This window comes from Metabacillus sp. 22489, from assembly GCF_052044855.1.
Lineage (GTDB): Bacteria > Bacillota > Bacilli > Bacillales > Bacillaceae > Metabacillus > Metabacillus niabensis.
Genome location: NZ_JBQENT010000084.1, coordinates 1 through 7094, shown reverse-complemented (window position 1 = coordinate 7094; position 7094 = coordinate 1). Strand labels below are relative to the sequence as shown.

5 protein-coding genes and 1 pseudogene are annotated in these 7094 nt (G+C 33.8%); 4 read left to right on the top strand and 2 right to left on the bottom strand.

All coding sequences use genetic code 11. The annotated features are described in order from the left end of the window. The first annotated feature begins 549 nt into the window (after positions 1-549). A pseudogene (locus tag ACTJJ9_RS25690) lies at positions 550-1783 on the top strand (IS110 family transposase). 154 nt (positions 1784-1937) lie between these two features. Here the strand turns inward: ACTJJ9_RS25690 and ACTJJ9_RS25685 are convergent. After that, entirely contained in the window at positions 1938-2369 is a 432-nt protein-coding gene (locus ACTJJ9_RS25685) for an Imm44 family immunity protein (protein WP_145585243.1), read from the bottom strand. A gap of 677 nt (positions 2370-3046) precedes the next feature. Here ACTJJ9_RS25685 and ACTJJ9_RS25680 point away from each other — a divergent pair. Genes ACTJJ9_RS25680 through ACTJJ9_RS25670 form a run of 3 tightly spaced genes read left to right on the top strand, consistent with a single transcriptional unit; the run spans position 3047 to position 6766 of the window. After that, positions 3047-4528 (top strand): spore germination protein, encoded by a 1482-nt coding sequence (locus ACTJJ9_RS25680; protein ID WP_145585241.1) that lies wholly within the window; start codon positions 3047-3049, stop codon positions 4526-4528. An 8-nt stretch (positions 4529-4536) separates the two neighbouring features. Beyond that, a complete protein-coding gene (locus ACTJJ9_RS25675; protein WP_145585239.1) occupies positions 4537-5631 on the top strand; it encodes a GerAB/ArcD/ProY family transporter in 1095 nt (364 codons plus the stop codon). Between the two features lie 4 nt (positions 5632-5635). Further along, positions 5636-6766 (top strand): Ger(x)C family spore germination protein, encoded by a 1131-nt coding sequence (locus tag ACTJJ9_RS25670; RefSeq protein ID WP_145585236.1) that lies wholly within the window; start codon positions 5636-5638, stop codon positions 6764-6766. A 99-nt stretch (positions 6767-6865) separates the two neighbouring features. On the opposite strand, the gene ACTJJ9_RS25665 is transcribed toward ACTJJ9_RS25670, so the two are convergent. Next, on the bottom strand, positions 6866-7094 hold a 229-nt coding region (locus ACTJJ9_RS25665; protein WP_440768994.1), incomplete at its 5' end, for an IS3 family transposase.

Here is a 7094-nt window from a genome sequence, read left to right as displayed (position 1 = left end):
ATGCTCATATTTTGGTTGGGGAACCAAAAATATTTTAGCACCACGGAAGAGTTTTTTTAATACCACGCTGAAAGCTTTTTGGAACCCTAGGCCTAGCCTAGGGTTTTCTTTTTCACAATAAAAGATGATATCTCCAACGCTAAGGAGATATCATCTTAATCTTTATATCTTTAAAGGTCGTAATTCATTTGATTTGGGTACCTTTTTACTATCCTGGCCCTTACAAAAAAAGGCTACTGTTCTTTTTGAACGATCGCGCTCCTTTACTTCTTTTAAGATGAAACTACTATTAGCTAGTTTCGTAATATAAGGTTAGCCAGATTTTTCTGGTTGACCTTTTTGCTTATGGTCTTATTATTACGGTAGTCGGGGTAGAACGTCGCACCCGTGGAACTCGATTCCGTCAACTAAACTGTTCACCCCCTACTTGTATAAACATGTTTCAGGCTGGTTGGGACCATGATCCCGTTTAACAAGCGAACCTATGACATTACAAGGAGCTTTAGGGGTTACCGACTAATTTGTATTTCTAGAAGGAGGAGAAAATTAATGAATCCAGTGATTGGTCAGGATGTATCAAAAGGAGAAAGTCAGGTTCAAGCGTTTTTAGGTAAAGGTAAACCATATCGTAAGAGCTGTAGTATTACTCATGATCTTAAGGGACTAGGATGTTTATTAGAGTTCCTTCAAGATGTAGCGAGGGCTTCTGGTGGTTATCAACCTTCGGTTGTTTTAGAATCAACTGGTCATTATCATATTCCTGTTATTCAGTTTCTAGATGAACAAAATTACGTTTATATTATCGTCAATCCTCTTATCTCGCATAGAGCCAAGAGCTCAAGCCTGCGAAAGGTAAAAACAGATGAAATTGATGCTTATCACCTTTGTGAACTGTTTTATTAAGAGGAACTAGAGCCATATAAGAAGCGTGGTGTTCAACTATTAAACCTTCGTAATCTGACAAGACAACAAGAGAGTATTGCGGAAATATCAGCTAAAACTAAGATACAGCTTCATTCTTTAATTGATCAGGTTTTTCCTGAGTATCGAGGTGTATTTGGAAGCCTATATTCGAAAGTTTCATTGCTTACTTTACTAGAGTTCCCTACTTCTAAGGCTGTATTAAGTGTGAGTGAAAAAGAGTTAACGGATAAAATATCTTCATTATGTATGAGTCGTTCGGAGTCATGGGCAAAGGAAAAGGCACAGAAGTTAAGAGCAGCAGCCATTCGTGATCCTTTTCAAAACAATCTCTACGATAGTCATATTTTTAACCTTGAAATCTTGGTTAAGATTGTTCTTCAATACCAAGAGCATCTATCCATTATTGCGGATGAAATAGATGCCCTCGCTAGTGAAATTGAAGAATATGAAATCCTTCAATCTATCCCTGGAATCGGAGAAAAAATCGCTGCAACGATTATTTCTGAAATCGGAGAGATAGATCGGTTTAATGGTGCCAAGAAGTTGCATTCGCTGGAATAGATCCTAGTGTGTACTCTTCAGGAAAGTTTACTGCATCGGTAAACCGTATAACCAAACGGGGCTCGTGTAGGCTTCGCCACGCTCTGTATATGGCTGTTCAAAGTGGTATTCGGGATTCCCGTAAAAAGAAAACGACTGATGAGGTCATTCCACGCAATAGAAGACTACGAGAGTTTTACGATAAGAAACGAGAAGAAGGAAAACCCTTTAGAGTAGCGATTATTGCATGTGTAAACAAACTTTTACTTGGATTTACGCCTTACTAAAAAGCAGAACTTCTTTCCAAGATATAGCATAGGAACTATATCTAACTAAATACAACAAAACCTTCCAGCAAGAGAATTTAGGAAGGTTATTTGGCATGAACATTTTTAGTATATCATGAGGTTAATAAACTTTTTATTGAAAAATGTTGACAAACTATTAGCTGGTTTAGTTAATCCAGTTACTTTTTATTTTATATCTACTTTATTGATTGTTTCTACGCCTATATCTAATAGGTATAAAATATCTTTTTCTAAGGATATGGCATCAAAGTCCTTTTTTGCCTTAGTTCCTAATGATCTGATTGAATCAATAATATTTTTTGCTAATAATAATCTCTTTATATTGTAATCACCACTAACAAATTTCTCGAAGTTTATTCGAAGCCTGTAACCTGCATCTTTTTCTTTTTTCTTAAATAGTTTTCTTTCTTTAAAAAAGCCTGATTCCTCATACTCAGGAGAGAGATTTACGACAATTGGAGTTATTCCAATACTTTGTAATTCACTACCATAGTTTTTATCCTTAAGGCTTTCTAGTTTAGCTTCAAATTCATTTCTAATCTCTCTAAATTGTTCGGCTACCTCCATGTCGGTCTCCCCACTTAGAAATATTTCCATTTTAGTCACCCCATTATGCTTCTAAAATATATAATTTGATTTCCAGCCTTTCATATCACTTATATTTTTTGAAAATTTAAGTGGATTTAAAAAATCCTTTTGCCTCTATCCTACCCTTAAAAGGGTTAATAAACAAAAACAGTCCAAGATACGCTTGGCTTGAATAAGATCCTGCATATAATGGACTTTTTAAAATGTATTGTTATGGAAAAAACGCATCCTTTACTTTAAGTACATTTATTCACAAACTAAAACACTGACCCATTGTACGGATGTAATAAGGAAGATTGTTTCCATAACATAAAATAATATAGATAAAAGTACCAGCAACTAACAAACTTTTGGATAAACACTCACTTGATAAAATCATATTTTATTCTTCTTTTAACCAAAATAAATACTATTTTAGCGATGGCTAAACAAATTACTTGGCATCCTAAGAACCTCAAATTTCCAAAGCTAAGAAAGTCTTACCGCTCCTTAAGGCAGAATTAAGTGTCTCTCCATTAAAAATAAACGGGTAATAACTGACAAGAAACCAACCTCTTAAACTAGACACAATAATGGTTTAACGCTGTCCATTATGATGTATTGGTTCTACGATCCTTCTATCCATATTCTGTATAAAATAATTTTTTTAACAGACACTATAAAAAACGTTGGAGGAAATGTTAAGAATGACAGAGCGTAATAATAATGAGAGCTTGCCAGGTTATGAAAAAATTAAATCGATTCTTAATGAATCACCCGACTTGAATTGTCGAAAGATTGAAGCTGGACAAGTGGGGATTCATATTATTTTCATGAAGAATTTAATTAAGCCAGAGATTCTAAATGAATATGTCATTAAATACATTGAACAACTTTCTGTAGAATACTTACATTACACCTATTTAATGAAAAACATTCCTATAGAAGAAATAATGGTAAATATAGAGGAACAAGAAGTTATCTCTTCCCTATTAAATGGATTTGCTTATATTTATTTCTTAGAAGAGAAAAAGGGATTCATGGTGAACTGCGCAAATCCCATTGAACGCTCTATTGAGAAAGCAGAAACAGAATCGTTAGTATATGGACCTAAAATTTCGTTCACTGAATCATTAACTTCTAACGTTAAGATAATCAGACAAAATCTAAATGATTATAATTTGTGCACGGATGAAATAAAGATTGGGGAACGCGTTCAAAAGCAAGTAAGAATTGTATATATAAAAGATATTGCGAACGATGACACTCTTCAGACACTTAAGGAAAGGATTAAACAATTAAAAACGGATAATATAAGTGACAGTGCCGTTTTGGCTCAATGCCTAGAAGATAATCATTACTCTTTCTTTCCACAATTTATATTAACAGAGCTGCCCGATCGATTCATCTACTCGATTATAAACGGGCGAATTGGTGTTTTTATAGATGGTAGCCCAGTAGGGATTATAGGTCCTGCTAATTTTTTCTCATTTTTCGAATCAACAGAAGATATCTATTTGAGATGGTCTTTAAGTACATTTATTCGTTTTATCCGATTTTTTGCTATGGTAGGTTCTATTTTTTTAACAGCCATTTATGTGGCTGCCATGACTTATCATTTTGAACTCATACCATCTAAATTGTTATTTATCATTGGACAATCACGTTCACAAGTTCCTTTTCCGCCCTTATTAGAAGCACTCTTACTAGAATTGTTAATTGAGTTACTTAGAGAAGCTGGTGCCCGCCTTCCTTCAAAAGTAGGACAAACAATGGGAATTGTAGGAGGTATTGTCATTGGCCAAGCAACGGTTGAGGCAGGATTAACTAGCAATATTTTAATTATCATTGTTGCATTTAGTGCATTAGGGGCATTTTCGGCTCCTATTTATGAAATGGGCACTGCTGTCAGAATTGCTAGATTTCCAATCATTATTTTAGCAGGTGTTTGGGGGTTAAATGGAATCATTTTTGGTATATGTATTCTAATGGTTCACTTGTTAAAATTAACTTCTTTAAATAAACCTTATCTTGCACCTCTATATCCGCTAAGAATGAAAGATTTGCAATATTTTTTAATACGTCTCCCCCACCATTTTTATATGAGGCGACCGTTAGTAAATCGACCAAAAGACTCCATTCGCCTAAAGGAGCGATTAAGAAATATAACAGATTTAGATGAATTTTGAGGTGCAAAATGAAATCAAATATACGATTTGTTAACGCCTTTATGGCGTTTTATATCATACACACTTCGCAAATTGGTATGGGAATTCTTGGAGTTCCAAGAATTGTGTATCTAGAATCAAAAAAAGATGCTTGGATATCCATTTTACTATCTGGTTTATTCGTTAGCTTGATTACATGGTTAATGATTTCTATCCTAAAAAAAAATGAAGGTGGTACTCTTTTTGAAATTCATGAACATATATTCGGACGCTTGATTGGTAGTATTTTTAACTTCCTTATTGTCATTTACTTTATTGCCGTCCATTATTCGATTACCATTAGTTATGTCGAGTTGTCACTAACATGGGGATATGAAGGTGTCTATGAATGGGTCGGGGTATTGGCTTTATTAATATTAACCATTTATGCTGTATCCGGCGGATTTAGAGTAGTGACCGGTGTTTGCTTCTTATCCTTTTTATTGACTATATGGCTGCTATTTGTTGTGTACCAACCACTTCAAACCATAAACCTAACTAGGATTTTACCTATTATGACGACAACTCCTTCAGAAATTATGAAAGGAGTTGTCAAGAGCAGTTATACAATGTTAGGTTTCGAGACGTTATTTTTTATTTTTCCATTTATAAAGGAGAAAAATAAACTACAGCTGTTTAGTCAAATAGCAGTCTGGTTTACGACCATTCTTGTTTTAATAACAACTGTTGTTTCTATTTTATTTTTTAGCGCGAAAGAATTAGAGAAGAATGTATGGCCTGTTGTCAGCATGATTAGCACGGTCCATTTTCCATTTATTGAGCGCTTTGAATTTGTTGCGGTTCCATTATGGATTTTAGTTATTTTTCCAAACCTATGTATCACTCTGTATATTTCTTCCATGGGTATTAAACAGATTTTTCATATAAAACAGAAATATGGAATATGGCTCATCTCCATTATCCCTTTTATCTGCAGTTTTTTAATTACTAAAAGAGTAGATAATAATTATTTTTTTGATCAAATTGGCAAAATTGGATTTTTTCTGTGGTTTATCTATCCGATTTTCTTGTATGGAATAACCATTATAAAATCAAAAATCAATACTCGTTCCAGACGGAGGTGAAAGAATGAAAAAAATTGTTATTCTGCTGTGTTCTCTTCTTTGTACTGCATGTATGGCCCCTGAAAAAATAATAGAAATGCAAGGAATTTCAACGATTATTGGTTTTGACTTGCTTGATGACAATACATACAAAGGCACTATCAGTTTGTTACAATTTGACCGAAAAGAAGAAAAGACAAGTGTAACCCTTTCTGCCGACGGAACGACTAATAAACAAATCAGACAAAAACTAGAGGAACAGACAAGCCATGATATTACGTCTGGTCAATTAAGGACCATACTGTTTAATAAAAATATGGCAGAAACAGTAGGAATTTCTTCTTTTCTGGATACTATGCAACGAGATAGCAGTATCAGTGATTTAATCTTTTTGGCCATTACTGATAATGCTGAGGAGACGATTAAAAATAAAAACTATGAAGAATATCCCGAAATGGGATCCTATATCTATCAACTATTGGATAAACACGAAAAGAAAGAAATGTTAGTCAACTCCAACTTACATGATTTTATAACCACACTATATGAAATTGGTATCGATCCTACCCTACCCATGATAAAAAATGCAAATGGGGTAGCACCTTCTATAGATGGTGTTGCATTATTCAAAGAAGATAAAATTGTTGGATCTATTTCGTTGATAAACACCCTTTACATAAAATTATTCACAAATAATAAGGCATTTTTAGGGGATATAACTGTAGAGATTGCTGCTGAAGAACTAGAGAAAAGAGGTATGGCCGAACTCAACCTTCCTAAAAGTGATATTTATAAGATTACACTTCATCCAATAAAGTACAAAGGAAACATTGAAATAAAGAACGAAGAATTGGTTCATTTAAATGCAATGATTTCCGTTTCAACATTAGAATTACAACCATCTACTTCTGTGAAAAATAAAGATTCACTAAACAAAATGGAGCAACTAATTGGAGAAGCCCTAAACAAAGAATTTGGATATATACTTGAGGAATTAAAAAATTTAAATACGGATCCCATTGGCATCGGAAGAAAAATAAGAAGTGTTAGAAAATATTCCTATTTAACTGAGGAAGATTTAAGACAAAAATATTCAGCACTAAAGATAAAACCAAATATAAAGGTGGAAATTAAGCGAACTGGAACAGTTGATTAACATATTTTTAGGAACAAAAGCGCTAACACCGACTTAACACGACCCAAGTGTTGATGAACTGCACCCCGTCAAGTAGACAGTAGAAATAATAAAAATGATTTAAGCGGCTTTAGCTCTATATTCCATAGGGCTAAGGCCGTTTAGTCGTTTTTGGTATCTATAGTGATTATAAAAATGTATGTATTCATTTATCGCTAAAGTTAGTTCTTCAGGGAGTGTAATATTAACTGTGTAAGTAAGGAATGCGTACGGTTCCTTACTCACACAGTTTTTTATTTGATAGAATAATAAGTATAAAGCTAAAGGAGTGGTTTCAGTGGGGAAATTG